This is a genomic window from Mesorhizobium sp. RCAM 06353 (assembly GCF_059683585.1).
Map to the genome: position 1 here is coordinate 279847 of NZ_CM185031.1, position 24111 is coordinate 303957.

At 63.6% G+C, this 24111-nt stretch carries 18 protein-coding genes and 1 pseudogene; 6 read left to right on the plus strand and 13 right to left on the minus strand.

Annotation, left to right across the window (positions count from 1 at the left end; all coding sequences use genetic code 11):
• Nucleotides 1-61: 61 nt before the first annotated feature.
• Nucleotides 62-1327 carry an ATP-binding protein gene (locus tag AC56QX_RS01225; RefSeq protein ID WP_497113355.1) on the minus strand — a complete coding sequence of 422 codons (1266 nt, stop codon included), beginning with the start codon at nt 1325-1327 and terminating at the stop codon, nt 62-64.
• Between the two features lie 120 nt (nt 1328-1447).
• On the opposite strand from AC56QX_RS01225, the gene ppk2 reads away from it, so the two are divergent.
• The gene (gene ppk2, locus AC56QX_RS01230; RefSeq protein WP_497113356.1) at nt 1448-2356 is read left to right on the plus strand and encodes a polyphosphate kinase 2; all 909 of its coding nucleotides are present in this window, start codon (nt 1448-1450) and stop codon (nt 2354-2356) included.
• A 54-nt stretch (nt 2357-2410) separates the two neighbouring features.
• Here ppk2 and AC56QX_RS01235 read toward each other — a convergent pair whose 3' ends face one another.
• The 3 genes from AC56QX_RS01235 to AC56QX_RS01245 form a co-directional block, all read right to left on the minus strand.
• Nucleotides 2411-3157, minus strand: coding sequence for an enoyl-CoA hydratase-related protein (locus AC56QX_RS01235; protein ID WP_497118062.1), 747 nt, complete (start codon nt 3155-3157; stop codon nt 2411-2413).
• Between the two features lie 8 nt (nt 3158-3165).
• Nucleotides 3166-3804 carry an acyl-homoserine-lactone synthase gene (locus AC56QX_RS01240; protein ID WP_477441178.1) on the minus strand — a complete coding sequence of 213 codons (639 nt, stop codon included), beginning with the start codon at nt 3802-3804 and terminating at the stop codon, nt 3166-3168.
• Between the two features lie 98 nt (nt 3805-3902).
• Nucleotides 3903-4634, minus strand: coding sequence for a helix-turn-helix transcriptional regulator (locus AC56QX_RS01245; RefSeq protein WP_172234531.1), 732 nt, complete (start codon nt 4632-4634; stop codon nt 3903-3905).
• 285 nt (nt 4635-4919) lie between these two features.
• Between AC56QX_RS01245 and AC56QX_RS01250 the strand changes: the two genes are divergently transcribed.
• Nucleotides 4920-5744, plus strand: coding sequence for an ABC transporter substrate-binding protein (locus tag AC56QX_RS01250; protein ID WP_497113357.1), 825 nt, complete (start codon nt 4920-4922; stop codon nt 5742-5744).
• A gap of 43 nt (nt 5745-5787) precedes the next feature.
• Here AC56QX_RS01250 and AC56QX_RS01255 read toward each other — a convergent pair whose 3' ends face one another.
• Nucleotides 5788-6201, minus strand: coding sequence for a tellurite resistance TerB family protein (locus AC56QX_RS01255; protein WP_477222971.1), 414 nt, complete (start codon nt 6199-6201; stop codon nt 5788-5790).
• A gap of 169 nt (nt 6202-6370) precedes the next feature.
• Here AC56QX_RS01255 and AC56QX_RS01260 point away from each other — a divergent pair, with 169 nt between their 5' ends.
• Nucleotides 6371-8017 (plus strand): lysine--tRNA ligase, encoded by a 1647-nt coding sequence (locus tag AC56QX_RS01260; RefSeq protein ID WP_497113358.1) that lies wholly within the window; start codon nt 6371-6373, stop codon nt 8015-8017.
• On the opposite strand, the gene AC56QX_RS01265 is transcribed toward AC56QX_RS01260, so the two are convergent.
• The 8 genes and pseudogenes from AC56QX_RS01265 to AC56QX_RS01300 all read right to left on the minus strand — a co-directional run bounded on the left by AC56QX_RS01265 (nt 7983) and on the right by AC56QX_RS01300 (nt 17466).
• Nucleotides 7983-8840 (minus strand): thermonuclease family protein, encoded by an 858-nt coding sequence (locus AC56QX_RS01265; protein ID WP_497113359.1) that lies wholly within the window; start codon nt 8838-8840, stop codon nt 7983-7985. The two genes, AC56QX_RS01260 and AC56QX_RS01265, sit on opposite strands and share 35 nt — an antisense overlap.
• 9 nt (nt 8841-8849) lie before the next feature.
• Nucleotides 8850-9488 (minus strand): S24 family peptidase, encoded by a 639-nt coding sequence (locus tag AC56QX_RS01270; RefSeq protein ID WP_497113360.1) that lies wholly within the window; start codon nt 9486-9488, stop codon nt 8850-8852.
• 124 nt (nt 9489-9612) lie between these two features.
• Nucleotides 9613-10158 carry a thioesterase family protein gene (locus tag AC56QX_RS01275; protein ID WP_497113361.1) on the minus strand — a complete coding sequence of 182 codons (546 nt, stop codon included), beginning with the start codon at nt 10156-10158 and terminating at the stop codon, nt 9613-9615.
• Nucleotides 10159-10223: 65 nt separating this feature from the next.
• Nucleotides 10224-12443: a 3-hydroxyacyl-CoA dehydrogenase NAD-binding domain-containing protein gene (locus AC56QX_RS01280; RefSeq protein WP_497113362.1), complete on the minus strand. Its 2220-nt coding sequence runs from the start codon at nt 12441-12443 to the stop codon at nt 10224-10226.
• Between the two features lie 14 nt (nt 12444-12457).
• A complete protein-coding gene (locus AC56QX_RS01285; RefSeq protein WP_497113363.1) occupies nt 12458-13666 on the minus strand; it encodes an acetyl-CoA C-acetyltransferase in 1209 nt (402 codons plus the stop codon).
• A 33-nt stretch (nt 13667-13699) separates the two neighbouring features.
• Complete coding sequence (locus AC56QX_RS01290) at nt 13700-14872, minus strand: acyl-CoA dehydrogenase family protein (protein WP_497113364.1); 1173 nt, start codon at nt 14870-14872, stop codon at nt 13700-13702.
• Nucleotides 14873-14923: 51 nt separating this feature from the next.
• Nucleotides 14924-16715 (minus strand): annotated as a pseudogene (locus AC56QX_RS01295) (acyl-CoA dehydrogenase).
• Between the two features lie 289 nt (nt 16716-17004).
• The gene (locus AC56QX_RS01300; RefSeq protein WP_172234990.1) at nt 17005-17466 is read right to left on the minus strand and encodes a MerR family transcriptional regulator; all 462 of its coding nucleotides are present in this window, start codon (nt 17464-17466) and stop codon (nt 17005-17007) included.
• 460 nt (nt 17467-17926) lie between these two features.
• Between AC56QX_RS01300 and AC56QX_RS01305 the strand changes: the two genes are divergently transcribed.
• The 3 genes from AC56QX_RS01305 (at nt 17927) to AC56QX_RS01315 (ending at nt 23966) form a co-directional block, all read left to right on the plus strand.
• Complete coding sequence (locus tag AC56QX_RS01305; RefSeq protein WP_497113366.1) at nt 17927-22060, plus strand: peptidoglycan-binding protein; 4134 nt, start codon at nt 17927-17929, stop codon at nt 22058-22060.
• Between the two features lie 191 nt (nt 22061-22251).
• Entirely contained in the window at nt 22252-23175 is a 924-nt protein-coding gene (locus tag AC56QX_RS01310) for a sulfite exporter TauE/SafE family protein (RefSeq protein ID WP_027043492.1), read from the plus strand.
• Nucleotides 23175-23966 carry a TIGR02186 family protein gene (locus AC56QX_RS01315; protein WP_477441166.1) on the plus strand — a complete coding sequence of 264 codons (792 nt, stop codon included), beginning with the start codon at nt 23175-23177 and terminating at the stop codon, nt 23964-23966. The genes AC56QX_RS01310 and AC56QX_RS01315 overlap by 1 nt, the downstream gene beginning before the upstream one ends.
• The last annotated feature ends 145 nt before the right edge of the window (nt 23967-24111 follow it).

Sequence of the window (24111 nt, forward strand, 5' to 3'; positions counted from 1 at the left end):
CCGCTGATACGCTAGCCGGATGACAGAAAAAAGAAACGGTCCCTGGAAAACTAGGGCAGTGTTAGTGCGCCGGCAAATGGACCGAGAAGGCCGCGCCTTTGCCCACCTCCGACTTGATCGTCAGCCTGGCGTTGTGACGCGTCAGGATATGCTTGACGATCGACAGGCCGAGGCCGGTGCCTTTCTGGGTCCGGCTGGTCTCGACGTCGATGCGATAGAAGCGCTCGGTGATGCGCGGAATGTGCTCCTCGGGAATGCCCGGGCCGAAATCCCTGATCGTCACGTCGATGCCGGGTTCTGAATCGTCATCGGTGCGCGTGATCGACACCACGACGCGGCCGCCGGACTGCCCGTATTTGCAGGCGTTTTCCAGCAAGTTCTCGAAAACCTGGAACAGTTCGTCGCGATCGCCCGGCACATTGAGAGGGCCCTCGGCGAAATCGCGCTCGATGGCAACGCTGTTTTCGCGGGCAAGCGGGGCCAGCGAGTCGATGACGCTGTCGACGGTCTGGCGCAGGTCGACCTCGGTTCCGGGCTTCAGATAGGGCTTCATCTCCAGACGTGACAATGACAAGAGATCATCGATCAGGCGCGCCATGCGGCCGGTCTGGTTGTGCATGATCTGCAGGAATTGCTCTCGCGCCGCCGGATCGTTGCGGGCCGGTCCGCGCAGCGTCTCGATGAAACCGGCGATGGAGGCCAGCGGGGTGCGCAATTCGTGGCTGGCATTGGCGATGAAGTCGGCGCGCATGCGGTCGATGCGCCGCGTCTCGCTTTGGTCCTTGAACACCAGCACATAGAGATCGGTGCCGTGCCCGACCGAGGATGCGCTTACCCGGTAGGCCCGTTCGACCGGCAGCTTCTCGGCATAGTCGACGACATCGGAGGCAACATTGCCCGACAGCACGCTGTCGAGCAGGGCTTGCATTTCCGGCGCGCGGAATTTCAGCGGCAGCGATATGCCCGGAGCGATCCCACCAAAGGCGGCAAAGGCGGCGGCATTGGCGTGGACGAGGGTGGCGGTATGGTCGAAGATGATGAGCGGGTCGGCGACGGCGGCCGCCAGATATTCGCCCGACAAGCGCTGCAGGCCGATAGCCTCGATTGCAGCTGCACTCTCGGCGGACTGGCGCATGCCGGAGGGGGGCAGCATCGCGCCTGCAAGCAACAGGAGCAGCGCCGGCACCAGCACGTAGGCGGAAATACCAGCGAAGGCAAAGGCGACCAGAACCGCCACGACCCCGGCGGCTAACAGCCAGCGGCTGTGCCACAGCCTGATGGCTAAGGTCTGCGCCACGCCTTTCGGCTCTGTGTCCAGGTCGGTCATTCGCCTGCGCGCTCGCGTCCCATGCCTTCGCATCCGCCGCCACGGCAACGGAAACTTCCGCTGGACCGGTCCGGAGGCTCCCAATAGCATGAGTCCGAAAGCTGGAAAGGGTTCGTCTGCATGAAAAAAGCCAAGGAAAGTTCCGCCGCGCCGGCTTCGGGTCCGCTGAAGGTCAGGATCGACGGCAAGGAACGGGAGTTCGACATCGAGAATCCTGTGCTTCCGGACTGGGTCGAGGACAACAAGCTGACCGCGGGCGGCTACCCCTACGACAAGAAGATGAAAACCGACGAGTATGACGAAACGCTCGAGAAATTGCAGATCGAGCTGGTCAAGGCGCAGGCATGGCTGCAGGCGACCGGCAAGCGGGTGATGGCGCTGTTCGAAGGCCGCGATGCCGCCGGCAAGGGCGGCACGATCTTCGTGCTGCGGCAGTACCTCAACCCGCGCACCGCACGCAACGTGGCGCTGACCAAGCCGACCCCCACCGAACAGGGGCAATGGTACTACCAGCGCTATGTCGACCAGTTCCCGACGTCGGGCGAGTTCGTCACCTTCGACCGTTCCTGGTACAACCGCGCCGGCGTCGAACCGGTGATGGGTTTCTGCACGCCCGAACAGCATGAGAAGTTTCTCGACGAGACGCCGCATTTCGAGCGGATGATCGTCAACGACGACATCCACTTCTTCAAATTCTGGCTGAACATCGGTCGGGAAACCCAGCTCGAGCGCTTTCACGATCGCCGCTACAGCCCGCTGAAGAGCTGGAAGTTCTCACCGATCGACGTTGCCGGCATCACCAAATGGGATGATTACACCAAGGTGCGCGACACCATGTTCGAGCGCACCCACAAGGAGTTCGCGCCATGGATCATCGTGCGGGCCAATGATAAGCGGCGCTCGCGGCTGGCGGTGATGCGGCGGATCCTGTTGTCGCTGCCCTATGAGGGGCGCGATCTCGATGTCGTCGGCAAGGAAGACAAGAAGATCATCGGCGAAGGGCCGTCATTCCTCGGCAAGGAAGGTTGAGGCTTGCGCGCCGCGCGGCCATTGGGCAGCGCGGCGCGGTATCTTACTAATCGCTCAAGCCGCCAGCCTGGCAATGCGCTGCAGGCGGCGCAACGTGGTGTCATCCTGTAGCGCCTGCTGGAACAGCGATATCTCCTGGTCGATGCGGTCGCACAATGCGCCGGTGTTACCCTTGAGCAGGCCGCGGGTTTGCAGCAAGGCGGCGACCGGCTTCTTGACGAGCTGCCTGGCCCGGCCGAGCGTCGCCTCCTCCACACCGTCATGCACGATCTCGGCGACGAGGCCGAGCGCCCTGGCATCCTCGGCGTGGAGCGTGTCGCCGAGGCAGAAGAAGCGGAAGGCGCCGGCATAGCCGAGCTTCTGCGGTGCCAGGATGCTGGTCGCCGCGTCCGGCACAAGGCCGAAATCGACGAACGGCACCCGGAACGTGCTTTCATTCGAGGCGATCACCATGTCGCAGTGGAACAGGATGGTACAGCCGACGCCGACGGCATCGCCATCGACGCAGGCGAGGATGGGCTTGGGGAACGTCGCCAGCGTGCGGAACATGTCGGTAACGGCGGCGATCAGCTTCTGATGCTTGGTGGCGTCGAGAAACTCGGAAAAGTCGCCGCCAAGGCAGAAGCAGCCCGCCAGGCCACGCAGCACGACGACACGAACCTCGTCATTTTCGGCGGCTTCATGAAACGTCCTGGCAAGGCTTTCATAGGCCCTTCTGTCGAGCACCGGCCGGCCGTCATTCGACGACACGGTGACGATCAGCGTGTGGTTGCGAAGTTCGGGTTGCGGGTGCGCACGCATCGGCGATCTCATGACGCCCTCCTTTGGCCGAACATGTCGGGATATCCCCTGGCCAGGACAGGAGCATGATGATTGCGGCGCGAACGCACCACGTCCAGCGTGTGCTCGTTGAAGGAGAGCAGCGTCGCCACGACCTGCTGGTTGCCGTAGGTGCGCTGATAGCCCAGCGGCGTCGCCAGGAAATGCAGCTGCAAGGCGCGCAACACCCACATCGGTTCGAACTCGATGATCACCTTGTCGACGCCGCGCTTCAGCCCCCACTCGACGAAGCCGGCGATCAATTCGGTGCCGACGGTCGAAACGCCGCGACGGCCGTCGCGAAAACCGGCAGCTACCGCATAGCGGGTCAATTCCCAGATGTTTGGGCCCGATGGCGGCGTCCCTTCGGAAAGGTCGGTCAAAACCTCGGTCAGCAGATGGGGCCGCGTGGTCGGCAACATCCTTTGATAGCCCGCGACTTCGTTGCCTCTGATGACGATCTGATGCACGGCCTCGTCATGGTCGAACTGATCGACTTCATATCCGTCCGGGCGCCGCAGGTCCTCCCACCCCATCTCCTCGACAAATATCTGGTAGCGCAGACGATGGACGGCCTCCCAAAGGTCGGGACGTTCCATCAATTCTTGAGTTGTAAGACAAAAAAGCATTCCGTCGTCTCCTGGGTTTAAGAGGAAGATACGGCCGTGCTTTCTTGAGAAAATTGCGTGATCACGTAGGCAAGAAATTCTAGGTCGGCACGGCCGACCTAACTAATGTAGCCGCGCCTTATCGCCTCGGCGACAGCCTGGACCCGGTTGACGGCACCGAGTTTGCTTTTGGCGTTAAGAAGATGTTTCTCCGACGTGTGCTCGGAGATTCCGAGGATTTGAGAAATCTCCCATTCCGACTTGCCGACGGCGGCCCATTGCAGGCATTCGCGTTCGCGCGGCGTCAATTCGATATGGTCGATGGTCTTGGTCGCCATGGTGTGGAGTTGCATGGCGCGGCCGACGGCATAGGTCGAGACTAGCGACACCAGGCCGAACTCGGCGGCCGACAGTTCCACAGCCTCGCCACCCAGCGACACCATGACGATCTGACCATCGAGCGTGATCAGCGGAAAGGCCAGCCCGTCGCGCAGCTTGAACGCGCCGGCGTCGCCCATCACTTCGCCGCTGCTCTTGTCGATGCGAATGCCCTGCGCGGCTTCGCGCCACTGGAATGGCGCCTGCAACTGCTTCATGTGGCTGACCACGGGGTCGTGATCGACATAGTTGCGCGCCACGTAGCGCTCCAGCCATTCGACAGGCCAGTCGCACAACAGCACATGCTGCTTTTGCTGGCCGGTCGGCGTGCCCGGCTGCGGAACGGTTCCGGCCATCAGCGCGGTCAGACCGTAATCCGACGTTATGCCCAACAGCTTATCGCAAACCGCCGCCGCCGTTCCGGCGTGCTGCAGTTGGTCTATGTATTCCAGCGTGCGATCGAACTGACCCATCGCAACATCAACCCCATGTTGCCTTCTGCATTGAGATCAATGGTCCATGCATTGTCCGCACTTTGCCACCGACCGCGGATTGCAACGTGCTCATTTCCGGTTGTGGTTCTCGACCCTGATCCCCCAACCAGAGTGGCCACCGCTGTTTGCAAACGCGCTAAAGCATACCCTGAAATCGGCGCGTTGAAATCAAAAACCATTGTGCCTGTACCATTTTCGTACCAAAACCTGTGCGAAATAAGAGTGCGGCGGAGTTCTATCGTGGCGTTCCAATGGAGGTCCCTGATGCTGGCGTCGCTGCTGATCGCGGCGCTGCCATTGGGTGGCGCGCGCGCGGCGGAACCGCAGGTGCCGGTGTTGTGGGACGCCAAGGAACGGTTGCCGAAGCCCGATCTTTCGGCACTGCCACGGCTGCGGTTCCTGACGACCACGGATTTTCCGCCGTTCAATTTCCTCGATGGCGCGGGAAAACTGTCCGGTTTCCACATCGACCTGGCACGCGCCATCTGCGCCGAACTCGGCATCGTCGACAAATGCCAGATCCAGGCATTGCCCTGGGGCGAACTCGAGGGGGCACTCGAGAAAGGCGAAGGCGAAGCCATCATCGCCGGCATCGCCGCGACGCCGCAATCGCGCCAGACATACGCCTTTTCGCGCTCCTATCTGCAGTTTCCGGCGCGCTTCATCATGCCCAAGAGCAAGGCCTTTGCAGAACCGATTTTCGACAAGCTGCGCAGCAAGCGCGTCGGCGTGCTCGCCGGTTCGGCGCATGAGCGCATGCTGCGCGACTATTTCAACACGGTCCAGATCGTCTCCTTCGACGGACCCGAAGCCCTCTACAGCGATCTCAAGGCGGGCAAGATCGACGCCGCCTTCGGTGACGGCATGCGCTTCGCCTTCTGGCTGGGCGGCTCGGATGCTGGCGGCTGCTGCCGCTTTGCCGGCGGTCCCTATCTGGCGCCCGAATACCTGGGCACGGGCATGGCCATCGCCACACGGGCGGACAATCCGGCGCTGGCCGCCGCGATCGATTACGCGCTGCAGGAGATTTCGATGAAGGGCACCTTCACGGAGTTCTACCTGCGCTATTTCCCGGTCAGTTTTTTCTGATCCGGTTCCGGTCAGCTTTAGGGGCTGCCCCGCCCGCAGGGTCTCAGGTCAGCGTGCGCAGCCGCGCTTTGGCCGCGCGGCCGATCGCGGCGACGGTCAGTGTGTCGAGATCGAGCTCTCGGCGGATCAGCTGCAGCACCCGGACTTCTTCCAGCCGCATTTCGAGATCGACGGCGGCCACTTCGAAGGCGGCGGCATAGGCGGTGTCGCGCAGGCGCTCCGGCAGGGCTTCGGCAACCTGCGCCAGGACGCCCTCCAGGCCATCCTTTTCATGCAGCAGCTTCTGACAAGCCTGGGCGACGGGAACCAGCCGGTCCTGCTTGAAATCCTCGAACACCGGCCATGAACGGACAACGTCGCCGATCCGGGCCAGTTCGACATCGGTCATGTCGCGGTCGGAGGCCGAGGTGATGACCATCAGGTAGATCAGGGCTTCATGCGGGGTCGGCGACGGCATTCTTCACTCCTTGAACGGGCCTCGAAGGTAGGAACGAGGGCCAAGGGCCGCAAGGAAAAAGCGCTGCGCGCGTTGACGCTCCGGCCACGCACGCCTAGAGACCGGTTGAAAATCGACACTGCGGCCATATCAGGCGAATTTGGCCGGCGAATAATTGGAAAACAGGACCATGGCGGGATCAAACATCATCGATCTCAACCCCGAACTGCTGGCGGCCGCGACCGAGAGCAAGGCGTGGCCGTTCGAGGAAGCCAAAAAGATCATCGAGCGCTACAAGGGCGCCGACTTTCCCGAAACCATCCTGTTCGAGACCGGCTATGGTCCGTCCGGTCTGCCGCATATCGGCACGTTCGGCGAGGTGGCGCGCACCTCTATGGTGCGCCATGCGTTCCGCGTGCTGACACAGGACAAGGTCGCGACCAAGCTCTTGTGCTTTTCCGACGACATGGACGGCATGCGCAAGATACCCGACAGCGTCCCGGATCGCGCCGCGCTCGAGCCGCATCTGCACAAGCCGCTGTCTTCGGTTCCCAATCCGTTCGGCGGTGACTATGCGAGCTTCGCCGACCACAACAACGCGATGCTCTGCCGCTTCCTCGACACGTTCGGCTTCGACTACGAATTCGCCAGCGCGACGCAGTACTACAGATCGGGCCGTTTCGATGCGATGCTGCTGCGCGCCGCCGAACGCTACGACAAGATCATGGCGGTGATGCTGCCGACGCTCGGGCCGGAGCGGCAGGCGACCTACAGCCCTTTCCTGCCGATTTCGCCGAAAAGCGGCCGCGTGCTTTACGTGCCGATGAAGCATGTCGACGCCAAGGCCGGCACCATCACCTTCGACGACGAGGGCACAGAGACCACGCTTTCGATCACCGGCGGCCGGGTGAAGCTGCAGTGGAAGCCGGACTTCGGCATGCGCTGGGCGGCGCTTGGCGTCGATTTCGAGATGTTCGGCAAGGACCACCAGACCAATGCGGTGGTCTATGACCGCATCTGCAACATTCTGGGCGGACGCGCGCCGGAGCATTTCGTCTATGAGCTGTTCCTCGACGAAAACGGCCAGAAGATCTCGAAGTCGAAGGGCAACGGCCTGACCATCGACGAGTGGCTGACCTATGCGCCGACCGAGAGCCTCGGGCTCTACATGTACCAGCGCCCACGGCAAGCCAAGAAGCTCTATTTCGACGTCATCCCGAGGGCGGTGGACGAATATTACACCTTCCTCGCCGCCTATCCTCGGCAGGACTGGAAGGAGCGGCTAGGCAATCCGGTCTGGCACATGCATGACGGCAACCCGCCGGCGATCGACATGCCGGTGCCGTTCTCGCTGCTGCTCAATCTGGTCAGTGCCTCCAATGCGCAGAACAAGGATGTGCTGTGGGGCTTCATCTCGCGCCATGCCACTGATGTGACGCCTAAGACCCACCCGGAGCTCGACCAGCTGGTCGGCCATGCAATCCGCTATTTCGACGATTTCGTGCGGCCGACGAAAACCTTCCGCCCGGCCGACGAGGTCGAGCGCGAGGCGCTGCAGGCGCTCGACAAGGCGCTCGGCGAATTGCCGACGGACGCCAGCGGCGAAGCGATCCAGAACGCTTCGCTCAACGTGGCGCGCAAGATCGAACGGTATCAGGATCATTCCAAGCAGAGCCCGGAAGGCGGCCCAGGCGTTTCGGGCGCCTTCTTCCAGATGATCTACCAGGTGCTCATCGGCCAGGAGCGCGGCCCGCGCTTCGGCTCGTTCGCCGCGCTCTACGGCGTCGCCGAGACCCGCGCGCTCATTCAGCAGGCGCTGGCTGGTCAGCTGGTTTGAGGGCGCCGTCGACCTCCTCCAGGATCGAGCCCGGCGCCTGAGGCGCCGGAGCGAGCGCGGCCGGCGCCGCCGAGATGCCGGCAAGGTTCGGCGCCGATCCGAAAATGCCCTTCTTCGCGCTTTGTGCCTTTTCGCCGGCCTCGACATAGGGTCCGCCCTTGGCGGCACGCGCCCAGCCATTGTCGACCAGCCATTGGCCGATATCCTGCTTGCCGATCCGGCATTCCGCAGCGATCCGGACGCGTTCACCTTCAGGCGGCACGGTGCAGACCACGGCGCGGCCGCGCAGGAAGGCACGGAACGCCGTGCGCGCACGGATGCCGCACGGCCAGGATTTGCCGTCGGTGGTGCAGGTCTCGTCCTGGCTGACGACATCTATGCCGGAAACCGTGACCGAATAGCCTTTCGCCTCGATCAGGCCGGCGGCCGTCGCGACCGGCTGGAACAGCTTTGTACCATTCCAGTCATCGGGCATCTTCGGCTTGGGCGGCATGGCGAGCGCCAGCTTACTCAGCGGTTCGCGCGGCTCAACCCGCTCGAGCTCCCCGGCGGGCAGTTCCGGCGGCGCGACGACGTCCGGATCGATCGCCCGCGAATGCACCGGCGGCTTTGGCTGCGCAGCGGCCGGCGCGGGAATGGCTGACGTGGCCGGCTCGTCAGGCCCGGCATCGGCGCCTGCCTGAGAGATCGTGTCAGCGCCGGGATCGATCTGATCCACGGCAACAGTGCTTTCGCTTCCTTTCAGCGTGCGGCCGCCGGCGACGACCAGGACGGCCATCACAGGCACCATCACAACCGCCAGAACAAGATGAGGAAACCGCACCCGCCGCACCTACTGGCTTGCCCAGACAATCCGCGCCACCCATTCGACATCGCGCATGGCAATGTCACGGTCGGGATGATCGGGATTGAGCGAGACCAGTGCGATCGAGTTGACGGTCTGGCGCTCGAGCACCTTGGCCATCACCTCGCCTGATGTGGTCTTGACGACGACGCGATCGCCCTTGCGGGTGACCGCACCCGGCTCAACGATGAGGACGTCGCCATTGCGGTAGAGCGGCAACATGGAATCGCCTTGCACCTGCAGCGCGTAGGAGCTGTCGGTCGATTGCGCCGGCAGTTCGACAAGATCCCAGCCCTGCCCCGCCGGAAAGCCGGCATCGTCGAAAAAGCCGCCGGCGCCGGCCTGGGCAAAGCCAAGCAAAGGCACGGATCGCCTTTGCGCGGGCGCGGCGCCCATGCGGCCTTCGATCAGTCCGGTGAATTCGTCGAGCGACGCGCCGGTGGCCTCGATGATCTTGGCCAGCGATTCGGTCGAGGGCCAGCGCGGCCGCCCGTCCGACGACAGGCGTTTCGATTTGTTGAATGCGGTCGAATCGAGCCCCGCGCGCCTTGCCAGACCTGACGCCGAAAGCGAATAACGCTCGGCAAGAGCATCGATGGCGGCCCAGACGCGGTCGTGCGAGAGCATGTCACGCTCTCCTTCGAGACAGGAAAAAATGCCTTTTCCTTCTAGTCCGCGAATGCCGGTTTGTCCACCGGCCGCGCTCCCCTGGCGCACGTTTCTGCCGGTCGTGCAAATCCGATTCCCGGGATCAATCGGCCGCCTTGGCGAGGCTACGCAAACCCTGGTGCGACGTCATGAAAAGCCGTTCCGCCTGCGTCGGCGGTCTCGGGTTTGCCGAGCGGCCAAGTGCCGCGACAACCTCATCGATATCGAGAAAGCGCCGCGCCTTGCGGTCGTAGACGCCGGCCGTCGTCAGGATCAAAGCGGCCGTCTCGCCATTGTCGAGGACGAAGCGGTGCTTGCCGATGACCTGGCTGCCTTCCCAGGTTTCGATCGAGGACACCACTTCGAAGCGGCGCCACAGCCTGATCTCGCGCGCATAGACCGCCTGCAGCCCGCCCATCATCGGCGCCCAGCCGTTCTTGCGCGCCAGCGTGATCAGCCCGGCGCGGACAAACAGGTCGATGCGGCCGAGGTCAGCCAACATCATGTAGCGCGCATTGTTGAGATGGATGTTGAAATCGATGTCGGTCGGCAGGCAGCGAAAGGCCAGCCGGCTTTCACCGCCCATCATGTAGGGGCCACGGCTTCGCGCCGTGGCCAGCATGCGCGCCATGCGCGCCCAGACGTACATTACAGCGCCGCGCGTCCTGTTGGACGCGCAAAGGACGCTGTAACACTTTCGACTCTACCCATGCGTCAGGCGGCCTGCTTCACGTCGCCCTTGGCGTAGGGGTCGAAGCGCTGGTAGAAGGTTTCGCCCTTCTCGGCCATGTCGATGAGCAGCTTGGGCGCCTTGAATTCGGCGCCATACTTCTTCTGCAAATCCTTGGCGATCTTGACGAAGCGCTTGGCGCCGATGCCGTCGATATAGGACAGCGCGCCGCCCGTGTAGGGCGCAAAACCGAAGGCCAGGATCGAGCCGACATCGGCCTCGCGCGGGTCGGTGACGATACCTTCCTCCATGACGCGTGCCGCCTCCAGCGCGATGGTGACCAGCAGCCGCTGCTGCAGTTCCTCATAGTCGACCTTCTCGGCCGCGAGCTGCGGATAGAGGTCCTTCAACCCCGGCCACAGCTTCTTCTTGGCGGGCTTCGCCGGATAGTCATAGAAGCCCTTGCCGTTCTTGCGACCGAAACGGCCATGGTCGTCGACCATGGTGTTGATCAGCGCCATCTGCTTGGGGTCGACAGCCTTGTCGCCGAGATCCCTGATGGTCTGCTTCATGATCTTCTGGGCAAGGTCGATGGCCGTCTCGTCGGTCAGCGCCAGCGGACCGACCGGCATGCCCGCGGCCTTGGCCGCATTCTCGATCATCGGCGCGGGCACGCCTTCGATCAGCATCTTGTAGGCTTCCGACATGTAACGCAGCACGCAGCGGTTGACGTAGAAGCCGCGCGTGTCGTTGACGACGATCGGCGTCTTCTTGATGGCGCGGACGAAATCGATCGCCGTCGCCAGCGCCTTGTCGCCGGTCTTCTTGCCCAGAATGATCTCGACCAGCATCATCTTGTCGACCGGCGAGAAGAAGTGGATGCCGATGAAGTTCTTCGGCCGCGTCGAATTCTTCGCCAGACCGGTGATCGGGATGGTCGAGGTGTTGGAGGCGAAGATCGCCGACGACTTCAGCACGGCCTCCGCCTGTTCGGTTGCGGCCTTCTTGACGGCCGAATCCTCGAACACCGCCTCGACGACGAGGTCGCAGCCGGCAAGATCGGCATAATCGGATGTCGGCGTGATCAGCGACAGGAGCTTGTCCCGCTCCTCGGGCTTGGCGCGGCCCTTCTTGACCTGATCCGAGACCAGGCTGTCGGAATGCGCCTTGCCCCTGCTGGCGGACTCGATATCGCGGTCAAGCAGAACCACCGGGATACCGGCCTTGGCCGTGACATAGGCGATGCCGGCACCCATGAAGCCGGCGCCGAGAATGCCGATCTTCTTGAATTTTGTTTCCGGCACGCCGGCCGGACGGCGGGCGCCCTTGTTCAGTTCCTGTAGCGACACGAACAGCGAGCGGATCATCGCCGCCGCTTCCTTGGTCTGCATGATCTCGGTGAAATAGCGCTGCTCGATCCTGAGGCCGGTATCGAACGGCACCAGCAGGCCTTCATAGACGCATTTCAGGATCGCCGCGGCGGCCGGATAGTTGCCATAGGTCTCGCGACGCAGAATGGCGATTGCCGGCGGCCACAGATTGAAGCCGGCAGGCGTATAGATCTGGCCACCAGGCAGCTTGAAGCCCTTCTCGTCCCAGGGCTGGACGGCCTTCAGACCATTTTTGATCATCGCCTTGGCGGTCTCGATAAGCTTGGCCGGCTCGGCGATCTCGTGGATCAGGCCCATGGCCTTCGCCTTCTGCGGCGACAGATTCTGGCCCGAGGTCAGCATCTGCAGCGCCTGCTGCTGATCGGTCAGCCGTGGCACGCGCTGGGTGCCGCCGGCGCCGGGGAAGATGCCGACCTTGACTTCCGGCAAGGCCATCTTGACCTTGTCGGAGTCAGCGGCGACGCGGCCATGGCAGGCCAGCGACAATTCGAAGGCGCCGCCCATGCAGGTGCCGTTGATCGCCGACACCCAGGGCTTGCCCGATGTTTCGAGCTTGCGCCACAGGCCGCCCATCCGGCCGGCATTGTCGAACAGCAGCTTTGCCGCCTTCTCCGGGTCCTTGCCTTTCTCCTTGGCAAAGACCGCCAGCATCTTCTGCAGCATGGTGAGATCGGCGCCACCGGAGAAGCTGTCCTTACCCGAGGTGATCACCGCACCCTTGATGCCGGCGTCGGCCACCACCTGGTCGATGATCTTGTCGAGCTCGTTCATCACCTCCTCGGTGAAGACGTTCATCGAGCGGTCGGGCATGTTCCAGGTGACCAGCGCAATGCCGTCGGCGTCGGTGTCGAGGGTGAAATTGGTGTAGCTCATGGTTTCTCTCCCCGTCAGACGCGTTCGATGATCGTTGCGGTGCCCATGCCGGCGCCGATGCACAGCGTCACCAGCGCGGTGTTGAGGTCGCGGCGTTCGAGTTCGTCCAGCACCGTGCCGAAGATCATCGCGCCGGTGGCGCCGAGCGGATGGCCCATGGCGATGGCGCCGCCATTGACGTTGATCTTGTCGTGCGGGATGTCGAAGGCCTGCATGTAGCGCAGCACCACCGAGGCGAAGGCCTCGTTGAGCTCGAACAGGTCGATGTCCGACAGCTTCATCTTGGCGCGCTTCAGGAGCTTCTCGGTGACGTCGACCGGACCGGTCAGCATCAGCACCGGCTCGGAGCCGATATTGGCGAAGGTGCGGATGCGCGCGCGGGGCTTGAGGCCCATCGCCTTGCCGGCCTTCTTCGAGCCGAGCAGCACGGCCGCCGCGCCATCGACGATGCCGGACGAATTGCCGGCATGGTGGACGTGGTTGACCTCTTCGACCTCCGGATGCTTCTGCACGGCAACGGCGTCGAAGCCACCCATTTCGCCGGGCATGATGAAGGACGGGTTGAGCGAGGCCAGCGACTGCATGTCGGTCGACGGCCGCATGTGCTCGTCATGGTCGAGGATGGTCAGTCCGTTCTGGTCCTTGATCGGAATGACCGAGTTCTTGAAGCGGCCGTCGGCCCAGGATTTGGCCGCGCGCTTCTGGCTCTCGACCGCATAGGCGTCGACATCGTCACGGGAGAAACCGTATTTGGTGGCGATCAGGTCGGCGGAGATGCCTTGCGGCACGAACCAGCCGGGCAGGCCGACCGAAGGGTCCATGAACCAGGCGCCGCCGGAGGCGCCCATACCGACGCGCGACATGGATTCGACGCCGCCGGCAATGACGATCTCATCGGCGCCCTGCGCGATCTTGGCGGCGCCGAGATTGATGGCGTCTAGACCGGAGGCGCAGAAGCGCGAGATCTGCATGCCCGGCGCCTTGGTGTCGTAGCCGGCCTCGAAGGCGGCGGCGCGAGGGATGACCGAACCCGCCTCGCCGACCGGATCGACGCAGCCGAAGATGATGTCGTCGACAGTGCCGGTGTCGAGCCCATTGCGGTCGCGCAACGCCTCCAGCGTCTTGGCGGCAAGCCGCACCGCCGGCACTTCGTGCAGCGATCCGTCTTTCTTGCCCTTGCCGCGCGGCGTGCGCACGGCGTCATAGACATAAGCGTCAGCCATTTCCTTGCTCCTTGGGTTTGCCTGATGTCGCTCTCAGAGAGAGCGGCCGATCAGCAATTTCATGATCTCGTTGGTGCCGCCGTAGATGCGCTGGACGCGGGCGTCGCGGAACATGCGGGCGATCGGATATTCATTCATGTAGCCATAGCCGCCATGCAATTGAAGACATTCGTCGACGACTTTTCCCTGCAGATCGCTGAGCCAGTATTTCGCCATCGACGCCGTCACCGGATCGAGGCCACCATTGATGTGGCGGGTGACGCAATCATTGTAGAAGACGCGGCCGATGGTGGCCTCGGTCTTGAGCTCGGCCAGCTTGAACTGGGTGTTCTGGAAATCGATGATCGCCTTGCCGAAGGCCTTGCGCTCCTTGACGTAGTCGATGGTCAGCGCCAGCGCCCGCTCGATCATGGCGATCGCTCCGGTGCCGATCTGCAGCCGCTCTTGCGGCAATTGCTGCATCAGTTGGATGAAGCCCTGCCCTTCTTCGTGGCCGAGCAAATTTGAGGTCGGCACGCGCACGTCGTTGAAGAACAGTTCCGACGTGTCGTTGGCCTTCAGGCCGATCTTGTCAAGGTTGCGGCCGCGCTCGAAACCCTCAACCTCGTCGGTCTCGACGACGATCAGCGAGGTGCCCTTGGCGCCCTTTTCCGGATCGGTCTTGGTGACGACGATGATGAAGTTGGCCAGCTGGCCGTTGGTGATGAAGGTCTTGGAGCCGTTGATCTTGTACTGGTTGCCATCCTTCTGCGCCCGCGTCTTGACGCCCTGCAGGTCGGAGCCGGCGCCCGGTTCGGTCATGGCGATGGCGCCGATCAGCTCGCCGGTGGCGAGCTTCGGCAGCCACTTCTTCTTCTGTTCCTCGGAGCCGTAGTGGAGGACGTAAGGTGCGACGATCGAATTGTGCAGGCCGATACCAAAACCGTCGACACCAACATGGCCGATGGCTTCGATGATGGCGCTCTCATGCGCGAAAGTGCCGCCCGAGCCGCCATATTCCTCCGGCATCGAGGCGCAGAGCAGGCCGGCGGCACCTGCCTTCAGCCAGCTCTCGCGGTCGACCATTTCGTTCTTCTCGAACTCGTCGTAGCGCGGCGCGATCTCCTCCGCCATGAAGCGGGTTGCCATGTCGTAGAGCATGCCGACCTCGTCCGCCGCCCAGGCGGGCTTCGGCAAAGAGAGCACTTCGGCTGGATTTGTCGCCACGATTTCCTCCGCGTTCCGACATTGTGGGCCGGCGCTGCCGGCCCGCCGAACCTAGAACGCTTCAGCAGGCAGCGCCATTAGCGTGTCCGCACCACTCGAAATACGAGCGAGGTGCGCCGAGGTCTCCGGCATGATCCGCTCCATGAAGAAGCGGGCCGTCACCACCTTGTTGTCGTAGAAAGACTGGGAGCCGTTGGCGCCGGTCTTGCCCTGTGCCGCCTTGGCCATCTGCGCCCACATATAACCCAGCGCCACGAGGCCGAAGAGATGCATGTAGTCGGTCGAGGCCGCACCGGCATTGTCGGGCCTGGCCATGCCGTTCTGCACCAGCCACATCGTTGCCGCCTGCAGATCGTTGAGGCCCTTCTTCAGCCCCTTGGTGAACGGCGCCATCTTCTCGTCAGCGCGGTTTTCCTCGCAGAATTCGCCGACCTCCTTGAAGAAGGCCTGGATGGCGCGGCCGCCATTCAGACCGAGCTTGCGGCCGACGAGGTCGAGCGCCTGGATGCCGTTGGCGCCCTCATAGATCATGGCGATACGGGCATCGCGCACGAACTGGCTCATGCCGTGCTCTTCGATGTAGCCGTGACCGCCGAACACCTGCTGGGCCATCACGGCGTGATCAAAACCCTTGTCGGTGAGCACGCCCTTGACCACCGGCGTCATCAGCCCGGTGTAGTCGTCGGCCGCCTGGCGGTCCTTGTCGTCGGCGGAGCGGTGGGCGATGTCGGACTTGATGGCTGTCCACAGCGCCAGCGCGCGACCAGCCTCATTGAAGGCCTTCATGGTCATCAGCGAGCGGCGGATGTCGGGATGGACGATGATCGGGTCGGCCTTCTTGTCGGGAGCCTTCGCGCCTGAGAGCGAACGGCCCTGCAAGCGGTCCTTGGCGTAGGCGACGGCGTTCTGGTAGGCGATCTCCGACAGTGACAGGCCCTGCAGGCCGACGCCGAGCCGCGCCTCGTTCATCATCGTGAACATCGCCTTGAGGCCGCCATTGGCTTCGCCGAGCAGCGTGCCTTCGGCCTCGTCATAATTCATGACGCAGGTCGAATTGCCGTGGATGCCCATCTTCTCCTCGATCGAGCCGCAGGAGAGCGTGTTTCTTGTCCCCGGATTGCCCGATGCGTCGAGCTTGAGCTTCGGCACGATGAATAGCGAAATGCCTTTGACGCCTTCCGGAGCGCCCTCGATGCGGGCCAGCACCAGATGAACGATGTTGTCCGACATGTCGTGCTCGCCGGCCGAGATGAAAATCTTCTGGCCCGAGATTTTGTAGGTGCCATCGCCATTCGGCACCGCCTTGGTGCGCAGCAGGCCGAGATCGGTGCCGCAATGCGGCTCGGTCAGGTTCATGGTGCCGGTCCAGGAACCCTCGACCATCTTCGGCAGCCATTTGGCCTTCTGCTCGTCAGTGCCGTGGGTGATGATCGCCGCGATCGCGCCCTGGGTCAGGCCCGGATACATCATCAGCGACATATTGGCCGATACCATGTATTCGGCGACTGCGGTGTGCACGGCATAGGGCAGGCCCTGGCCACCGAACTCGACCGGTGCCGCAAGCCCCATCCAGCCGCCTTCGCGATACTGGTCAAAAGCTTCCTTGAACCCCTTGGGGCGTCGTTACCGAGCCGTCGTCGTGGCGCACGCAGCCTTCCATGTCGCCGACACGGTTGAGCGGATGCATGACGTTTTCGGCGAGCTTGGCGCCTTCGGCGAGGATCGCCTCCAGCACGTCGGGCGTGGCGTCGGCAAATCCGGGAAGGTTGGAATAGCGCTGATAGCCCAGCACCTCGTTGAGGACGAACAGCGTATCCTGGACCGGAGCCCTGTATGTCGGCATGCTTTTTCTCCACCCTGCGGACCTGGTCCGAAAGCCCCCGAATTCATGTCAGGGCAGCATGCGGACCCGTGTTGAGGCGGAGATAGCAAAAATTGACGTTTGCGTAAACGTCAATTTTTTCGATGCGACAAGATTTCCGCCCCGCCCATGCTTGAGGAGCCTATCGGCGCAACTCCGTGCAGGCCAGCGCCAAGGGACCAATTGGGCAGATGAAGGACAACGAAAAAGCCGCGCGGCAAAGCCACGCGGCTTAGATAGTCAGAAATCCGACAGAGTCGGAACCGGCAGTTTAGCTCGCGACGCTCGCCTGCGGCGCCGTGCGCTCGGTCAACATCTGGCGCACCGCCGACATCGAGCCGGAGAGCTCGTTGATGGCGTCGTCGATCAGCGCCCGCTGCTTCTGCAGGCGGGCAAGCTGCTTCTCCGACTTGTCCAGCGCCAGCCGCAGCTGCTTGGTGTTGGAACCGGTCGGATCGTAGAGATCCATCATCTGCTTGACGTCGCGCAGCGAGAACCCGACCTTGCGGCCGAGCAGGATCAGCTTCAGCCGGGCCTTGTCGCGGCGCGTGTAGAGACGGGTCGAACCGTCGCGCTGCGGGTTGAGCAGGCCCTTGTCTTCGTAGAAACGCAGCGTGCGCAGCGTCACGCCGTATTTCTTGGCCATTTCGCCGATGCGGACGAGATCCTCACCGGCTTCGATAGATGCATTGTTGGTATTGGCCGCGGTCTCGCCGGCCGAGATAAGCTTCATGGTCACTGGCTTTCCCCGTCTGGTGGCGTCGCGGTCCTCGACCATGCGTCGCCTGACTGGAAGCGGGGGCGTGCTTCCGGCCGTGGTTTCGACAAACAAAATCGCAAACAGCACACTCAAATGCGCCTTTTACGTTTACGTCAATTCTATACCGATAGCCGCCTCATGACGCAAGGGGCGTTCTGAGAAGGTGCTTTATGCCGCAGCGCGGACGCCGACAGCCAACTTCCTTGCAACTTCTTAAGCTTGGTTAACGCGTTGTTTACCACGTTGGGGGAAATGTGGGCGCGTCGGCTACCCGTGTTTATCCTGTATCGAATTTTTCACGGTTTTTCGGAGCGCGGGTGAGACCCCCGGGAAGCTTGTCTTCCACCGTGGCATGGAAGCGCGGTCGCCTTCGTTCCGGCAGGGACTTGGGGAGCTGGTCGCAAGCCGGCCAATCTGAAAGACGGACGCACAGATGAACAGCAAGCGGTCCTATCTCGACACACTCAACGCCGGCAGGCAGCGCAGGCCGCAGACCACGCTCGAGCAATTGAACCGCTCGCTGGAGACGCTGGAACAGCGACTGGGGCAGACGCGCGAGGAGGTGACGGCGAGTCCCGCTCCACGCCAATACGGCGCCGACCCGCGCTATCCAGCCACCGATCCGCGCTCCCCCACTACGGAGCCGCGTTATCCCGCCACGCAACCGACCGCCCAGCAGCGCTGGTACGAGGACCCGCAGCCGCCAGCGCCGCGCCCGCAGAACCCGGCACCGGCTCCCGCCTTCGACCAGAACTACCAGGCCATCGCCCGCGACATCGACCGCGTGCGTGGCCAGGAAGACAGCGTCGCCATGGTCGGCAAGATCGCCGGCGAGTTGCGCGGCATGCGCGAGGAGCTGCGCCACCAGATGACGGCGGGCCTGCAGCGCGAATTCGATGCGCTACGCAAGGATATTGATCGCGCCTTCCAGGCGAACGCCAAGCCCGGCGCGGCAGGCAAGGGCAGCGCCGAACTCGGCGTCGAATTCGAACGGCTTTCCGGCGCCATCAAAACGCTATCGGAGAAGAGCGACGACAGAAGCGTCAACCTGCTGCGGCTGGAGCTCGAGCAGGTCAAGGCCGCGCTCGACACGCTGGCGCGCGAGGAGAGCGTGCAGAAGGTCGACCGCCGCTGGGACGACTTCGACCGCCGCTGGACGGCTTTCGAGGACCGCGTCGACGCCGACCAGCGCAAACGTTCCGACGATCCCGCCCTTGCGGCCCTGACCGACCGGCTGGAGCAGATCAGCAACGCCGTCAACAATTTACCGGAATCGCTGTCGCTGCGCTCGCTCGAGGAAAAGGTCCGTACGCTGGCCGGCGCCGTCGAACACTTCGCGGGCCAGCAGGACAATCGCGGCAGCGATACGCTTGCCATGATCGACGAGCGGCTGGACGAGATTTCCCGCGCCATCGTTGCCTCGACCGTGGCGGCACAGGCCAATTCGGTCGACCATGAAGCCTTTGAACGCATCGAAAAGCGGATCGACTCGCTTGCCCGGCAGATTGAGGAAGTGGCGCAGGACCACCCCGGCAATGCGGTCATGGATCGCCTGGGCACGCTGTCGAGTCGGGTCGACGAACTCGCCGGCCGCGCCAATTTGCCCGAACAGGCAATGGAACGGCTGGCCAAGCAGATCACCCTCATCGCCGACAAGATCGACCAGGCGCCGGCCATGCCCGATGCCGACTACATCTTCCAGGGGCTTGAGCAGCGCTTCGATGTGCTGTCCAGCATGATGGAACGCCGCCAGGGCGACGCCATCGAACAGGGCAACATGCTGTTTCGCGATCTCGAGCGGCGCCTGGACGAAGTTGCCGACCGGCTCGACCAGCGCATCGCGCCGCAAGTCGACAGCGCCGGCATCATGGAAGCCATCGATGCCCGCTTCACCGCACTCGCCACGCGCATGGAGACGCGCGCTCCCGATCCTGCCGGCGAAGCGGCGATCCGTGGACTGGAAAGCCGGCTCGAGGACATCTCCAGCCGGCTCGACGCATCGGCGGCCCAGGTGGCCGGTATCGATCCGGCGCTGATCCGCAGCCTGGAGGCGCAGGTCGCCGGCCTGTCCGCCCATCTTTCCAGGCCCAGCACGCCGCTGCCGGAATTCGAAGACATCAGCCCGCGCCTCAACGATATCGAGAAGACACTGGCCGGGACCCGCGATTCCATCCTCGGCGCGGCACGCGAGGCGGCCGAGAACGCGGTGCGTTCGCTGGCTGGGTCGAACGCCAACGCGTCAGCAGTTTCCGGGCTCGCCCAGGACCTGAAGACGCTGGAAACGCTGACGCGGCGTTCCGACGAGCGCAATTCGCGAACTTTCGAGGCCATCCACGACACGCTGCTCAAGATCGTCGACAGGCTGGGTTCGCTGGAGACCAACGAACCGTCCGAGGCGGTAAGCCAGCTTCTGGACACGCGCCAGGACGAGGCGGTCGGCAAGCGCCGTACACGGACCGCCAAGATGGCTGTCGAGGCGCCTTCCCTGGATATCGACGAGCCGATGCCGCTGACCGGCGACATGGCCGATCTCGACGGCCGCGCCGCCGCCATATTGGGCAACGAGCCGGGTTCGCGTAGCGACCCGGGGCCGCGTGGCGATTTCGGTACGCGTAGCGACCTGGGCACGCGCAGCGACCCGCGGGGTGACTTGGGCACTCGCTCGCCGGCGGAAGCCGCCGCTGCCGCCGCCATCGCCGCACTCGGCTCCGACACCATTGCCGAGAAAGACCAGCCGGCAGGCCGCAAATCGATGTTCGGCGGGCTGGCACGCGCCTTCAAGGGCAAGAAGGCGGCGGATGTTCCGCCGCTGGCCGGCTCGGCGCCAAGCGTCGACATACCGAGTGTCGATCTCGACGAGCCGCTCGATCCGAAAGTGGCCAACCGACCGCTGGAACCCGGTTCTGGCGCGCCCGATCTCAATGCGATCATGAAGCGGGTGCGCGACGAGCGCGGTCAGCCGGCCAAGCTGAGCGAAAGCGACGCCGCGAAATCGGATTTCATCGCTGCCGCGCGGCGCGCGGCGCAGGCTGCCGCCGCGGAGGCCGACGCCTTGAAGCGCCAGTCGACGGTGAAGGGGCCAGTGAAAGCGCTCAGGATCGGCGACCTGCTCAAGGCGCGACGCAAGCCGATCCTGATGGCCGCGGCGGCGATCATGCTGGCGCTTGCCGGCCTGCAGCTCGGCAAGGCGTTTCTCTCGGATCCGGCCCAGATGGCCAGCAACGACGCGGCACCAATCGTTGCCGCGCAGCCGGTGCAAACGGCATCCGTCGACACGGCTAGCCCGCCTAAGGCGGAAACTCAGCCGGCAGCAACGGACAGCGCACCGGCCCGTGCCGTCAGGCAGGCCGAACCGTCGGTGCCGGCAAGCAAGGACGACATGGCCGCGCAGCCCGTTATGGCCATGCCGTCGGACACGGATGCCATGGCGAATACGGCGCCGGTTGCAGAGCCCGCGGCTTCGGCCGCCTCTTCTGGCCCGAGCACTGACGCGATGGCTTCAGTCGCTCCGGCGCCAGCTGCGCCCATTGCAACGACCCCGATGGATGCGACGGCTTCAGAGCCGGCCGCTGTCACCGGCGGTGCGCAAGCGACGGATGCGGATGCCAAGCCGGTCGTGGCCGCGCCAACGGCGGCCAACGGGGCCACCTCCAAGGACACCACCGGTGCGGTTGCGCCGACGGATGCTCCTGCGCCGGCAGCGGCAGCCAAGTTCGACATTCCGGCCGATGCAGGCCCGGCCGCGCTGCGCGATGCCGCCGCCGGTGGCGACGCCAAGGCGCTGTTCGAGATCGGCTCGCGCTACGCCGAGTCGCGCGGCGTCAAGGAAGACATGGCGGCAGCCGCGAAATGGTACGAGAAATCGGCGGAACTCGGCTTTGCGCCGGCCGAATACCGCATCGGCAATTTCTACGAGAAGGGCATCGGCGTCGCGCGCGACATCAAGAAGTCGAAGACCTGGTACCAGCTCGCCGCCGAACAGGGCAACGCCAGCGCCATGCACAATCTGGCCGTGCTCTTCGCCATGGCCGCAGACGGCGTGACCGACAATGAATCGGCCGCGCACTGGTTCCAGGAGGCCGCCGACCTCGGCGTCAAGGACAGCCAGTTCAATCTCGGCATCCTCGCCGCCAAGGGCGTCGGCATGAAGCAGAACCTCGAGGAATCCTACAAATGGTTCGCGCTCGTCGCCAAGACCGGCGACAAGGATGCGGCCGCCAAGCGCGACGAGATCGCCAACGCGCTGCGGCCCGAGCAGCTCGAGCGGGCGCGCGCCGCGACCGAATTGTGGAAGGCCAAGCCGCTCAATGCGGCGACCAATTCGGCCGACATTCCCGAATCCTGGCAGGAAGGCACGCCGCAGACGACCGCCGGCATCGACATGAAGAAGGCGGTCAAGAACATCCAGCTCATCCTCAATAAGAACGGCTATGATGCCGGCGGCGCCGACGGCGTCATGGGCGAGAAGACCAAGAACGCGATCATCGCTTTCCAGACCGACAACAAGCTGCCGGCAACCGGCGCCGTCGATGAAAAACTGGTCCGGGCGCTGCTGGCGCGCAAATAACAGAGAAGCGTCGTTTCCACGACGCTCTCGCCACACATTTGCCTGTTAACTGATTGAGATATTTTTTGTTTCGGCGCGGCGACGGGGTTTGGCCCCGCTGCCGCGTCGGCGCAAGGAAAAATTGGCTTTTCGGTGCGAGACTGCTCAGAGCGGCTGTATTCGCCGACAGGCAAACTGATCGAGACTGACGGGTGGGCATCTATCTCCCGATTGCGGAAATTTCCGTCAACGTCTTCGTGCTGCTGGCCATGGGTGCGGCGGTGGGCTTCCTGTCGGGCATGTTCGGGGTCGGCGGCGGCTTCCTCATCACGCCGCTCCTGATCTTCTACAACATCCCCCCGGCGATCGCGGTTGCCACCGGCGCCAACCAGGTCATCGCCTCTTCCGTCTCCGGCGTGCTTTCGCATATGAAGCGCGGCACCCTCGACTTCAAGCTCGGCGGCGTGCTTCTGGCCGGCGGCATCGTCGGCTCCACCGCCGGCATCTACGTCTTTGCCTTCCTGCGCAGGCTCGGCCAGCTCGACCTGTTCATCTCGCTGCTTTATGTCGTGCTGCTCGGCACGGTCGGCGGCCTGATGCTGGTCGAGAGCATCAATGCGCTGCGTGCCACACGCAGTGGCGCCGCTCCGGTGTTGAAGAAATCCGGCCAGCACAACTGGATCCATCGGCTGCCGCTGAAGATGCGCTTCAGGGCGTCAAAACTGTTCGTCAGCGTCATCCCCGTGCTGGGCCTTGGTGCCGGCATCGGCTTCCTGTCGTCGATCATGGGCGTCGGCGGCGGCTTCATCATGGTGCCGGCGCTGATCTATCTGCTCAAGGTGCCGACCAATGTCGTTATCGGCACGTCGCTGTTCCAGATCATCTTCACGTCCGCCTACACCACGCTGGTCCACGCCACCACCAACCAGACGGTCGATGTCGTGCTGGCCTTCATTTTGATGGCGGGTGGCGTGGCCGGCGCGCAATATGGCGCCAAGGCCGGCCAGAGGCTGCGCGGCGAGCAGCTCAGGGCATTGCTGGCCTTGCTGGTGCTGGCTGTAGCGATCAGACTTGCCATCGATCTTTTCGTCACCCCGCCCAATCTCTATTCGCTGTCTGCCTTGGGCCTCAACTGATGACGGGCCGCAAAGCGTTCGCAACCGCCATTTTCCTGTCACTGCTTGCGGTCGTCGCACCTGCCAAGGCACAGACGCCGCTGCCGGAAGGCATCCAGATCGGGCTCTCCACCGACAATGTGTCGATCACCGCCGGCTTTTCCGGTGCCGACCTGACCATTTTCGGCTCGCTGGAAAACCCCGACCCGCTGGTCGCGCGCCAGGGCCGCTACGACGTCATCGTCGTGCTCGAGGGGCCACCCAAGCCGGTGGTGGTGCGCCGCAAGGACCGGGTGCTCGGCGTCTGGGTCAATCTCGATTCCGAAACATTCGAGAACGTGCCGATGTCCTATTCGGTGGCAACGACGCGGCCGCTGCAGGACATCACCGAACCGAACAGCTACAAGCAGCTGTCGCTCGGCGCCTCCAACCTCTACATGCAGCCGGCTGACGCCGGCGACAGCCCGGCGACGATCGAGGAGTTCACTACAGCCTTGCGCGAACGTAAGGCCGCCACCGGCCTCTACAGCGAGAATGTCGGCGGCGTGCAGTTCCTGTCACAGAACCTTTTCCGCGCCACTGTCAGGCTGGCGCCCAATGTGCCGGTTGGAACCCATAAAGCGCGCGCGTTCCTGTTCAAGAGCGGCCTGTTCATCAAGGAGAGTTCGGCCCAGCTCGAAATCCGCAAATCCGGTTTCGAACAGTCGATCTTCCGGGTCGCCCACAACTACTCCTTCCTCTATGGCGTCTTCGCCATATCGCTGGCCATGCTGACGGGCTGGCTCGGCAGGCTGATCTTCCGCAAGGACTGAGGCGCCCAAAAGGGGTTTCCCTTTCCCGCGTCATGCTATAGACCGCACCTCCCCGCCCAACGGGCAAGCACGCACAATTCAAATTCGGCAGAGCGGTCCGGTCGCCCGAAACCGCAGCGCACGCTTCTTCCGCGAGCGCCGATCC